This is a genomic window from Meiothermus sp. (assembly GCF_025060375.1).
Lineage (GTDB): Bacteria > Deinococcota > Deinococci > Deinococcales > Thermaceae > Meiothermus.
Map to the genome: position 1 here is coordinate 1 of NZ_JANXCG010000013.1, position 2,420 is coordinate 2,420.

2 protein-coding genes and 1 pseudogene are annotated in these 2,420 nt (G+C 68.1%); all 3 read right to left on the minus strand.

Annotation, left to right across the window (positions count from 1 at the left end):
* Positions 1-322 (minus strand): annotated as a pseudogene (locus NZ849_RS01720) (SMP-30/gluconolactonase/LRE family protein); the annotation flags it as partial.
* Positions 319-1,446, minus strand: a complete 1,128-nt coding sequence (locus NZ849_RS01725; RefSeq protein ID WP_295403374.1) for an FAD-dependent oxidoreductase — start codon at positions 1,444-1,446, stop codon at positions 319-321. The gene NZ849_RS01725 and the pseudogene NZ849_RS01720, both read right to left, overlap by 4 nt.
* The coding region (locus NZ849_RS01730; RefSeq protein ID WP_295403377.1) for a fumarylacetoacetate hydrolase family protein at positions 1,443-2,420 on the minus strand (978 nt) is incomplete at its 5' end. The genes NZ849_RS01725 and NZ849_RS01730, both read right to left, overlap by 4 nt.

Sequence of the window (2,420 nt, forward strand, 5' to 3'; positions counted from 1 at the left end):
CCCGGGACATGCGCTCAATGGCGTTGGTGCCCCAGTTGGCGATGATGAGGCTCCCCTCCTGGTCAAAACAGAGCCCGTTGGGCAGTGAGCCTTTGGCCTCCACGTAGCGCTCCTCAAAGGAGGTGCCCTGGGTCTGCACCCGGGGGGTGATAAGGGTCTGGCGGCCGTCCGGGTCAATCCGCACCACCCCACCCCGGGCGTCGGCCACCCAAAGCGTGCCATCCGGCTCGGCCAGAATGCACTCCGGGCGTTGCAGGCCGTGGCCGATGAAGCCGATCCGGTCCCGCTCTACCCGGAAGCCTATTAGGGGATTCGGGCTCATATGGGCTGGGCAGCGAGTTCCATGGAGGCGGCGGTAACCCCCACCGGGTCGGCCTTGGGGTCGTGGGTGCGCTCCCAGATGCAGAGCTGGCGGGACATCTCCACCATCCGGCGCACCCGGTCATAGCGGCGGCGGTTGTAGGCCGCGAGTGCGGCCTCCAGGCTGGGCTGGCGGCGCAGTTCCTCGGTCAGCACCACCGCGTCCTCGATGGCCATGGCCGCACCCTGAGCAATGTGGGCGGTCATGGCGTGGGCCGCGTCGCCCACCAGCACCACCCGCCCGCGGTGCCAGGGGGCCGGCACCAGGATGGTCTCGAAGGGGCGCAGCACCACCTTGCTGGGGTCGGTGATCTGCTCCTGTAGACGGGCCAGCAGGGGGATGTGCCGATAGCCATCCAACCGCTTGCGCATCTCCTCGGCCAGGGCGGCCTCGGGGTAGCGGGGGGGCTGGCCGGGGGCCGCGTCGGTGATGAACATGTACATCAGCTCTGGGCCCAGCGGCACGATGCCCACCTTGGGGTCGCCCATCCACATCCAGATGTTGTCCACCTCGGGGGGCCGGGGCAGATTGTAGCGCCAAACCACCTGCTCCTCGTACTGGGGCGAGGGGGCTTCAGGGAAGACCAGCTGACGCACCCTCGAGCGCAGCCCATCGGCCCCCACCACCAGGTCGTAGACTCCCTGACTCCCGTCGGTAAAGGTAACCTGAACCCTCTCCCCATCCTGTTCTATAGCCCGCACGCTCAGGCCCAGCCGCACCCGGGCCCCTGCGGCCTGGGCAGCCTTCTGCAAAATGGCGTGCAGCCTGGGGCGGGCGATACCGTTTTGCGGGGGAAAGTCCGGCCCGGCGATGGGGGGCTGGGGCAGGGTAGCGATGGGGGCGCCGTCGGGCCGCCACATCACCAGCGCCGACATGGGGAATCCCTGGGCGATGGCCTCCTCGGCCAGGCCCAAGGCAGCCAGGGCCCGCAGCGCGTTGGCGAGCTGGATGATGCCCACCCCATAGACGTCCCACCTGGGGTTCTGCTCGACGATCTCCACCTCAGCACCGCTGCCCTTGAGGCCCACCGCGGTGCAGAGACCGGCGATCCCGCCGCCCACAATCAACACCTTTTCCACACTCATCCGACCTCCTCGCTGGCGTACTTTGCCGCTTCTGGCTGACCGGCCACTTCTTCCAGGCGGCAGAGGATGCGCTGGGTACCCAGGCCGGTGATGCTGCCTTCCATCAGATCACCCTCTTGCAAGAACCGGCCGTAGTGCATGCCGTTGCCCGCCGGGGATCCGGTGCAGATGAGGTCACCGGGCAGAAGCTGCACGTAAGCCGAGATGAACTCGATGAGCTGGGCCACCCCGAAGATCATGTCCGCGGTGGACTCGTGCTGCATGACCTGGTCGTTGAGCCGGAGGGTGATGGTGAGGTTCTGGGGGTCGGGCACGAAGGCCGCGGGGGTGAGGTAAGGCCCCATGGGGAGAAAACCCGGAGCGTTTTTGGAAGCCAGCCAGTCCATGCCCATCTCGGGGATGTCGGGCCGGTAGACGAGCTCACGGGCGGTGATGTCGTTGACCACCACGTACCCGGCTACGTAGTCCAGGGCTTCCTCACGCCGCACCCGGCGGGCCGGACGGCCCATCACCACGCCCAGCTCGAGCTCCCAGTCGGCCTGCTGCACCTCCGGAGGCAGCCAGAGGGTGTCGTAGGGGCCGATGACGCTGGTGGGCAGCTTGGTGAAGATGAAGGGCTTGCCCCGGCGGGCCCGCTCGTCCATCCGGCGCTGACCCCACTCGCGCCGTTCGGCATCACTCTTGCCCGCCAGGTGGGGCCCCCCCTGGGCCACGATGAGATCCACCACGTGCTTTTTGTAGTTGGCCCCGGAGCAGAAAATCTGCCGGGGCAGATAGACCGGGGGCAGGGTCTGAAGCTGGGCCTCGGCAATGAAAGGCAGCGCTCCGGCCTCCCCGGCACGGATGGCCTCCACAGCCCGCTCCAGCGCCGGGTAGTTGCGCCCCCAGTCGTCCAGAAGCCCCAGCACGCTTTCGGGCTGGAACAGCTCAAAGCCCAACCGGCGGCACAGGGGGGCCAGGGCAGCCACCGCCAC

Excerpts from the sequence above, each read along its gene's own strand:
- NZ849_RS01725 (WP_295403374.1), bottom strand. The coding sequence starts at position 1,446 with ATGAGTGTGGAAAAGGTGTTGATTGTGGGCGGCGGGATCGCCGGTCTC.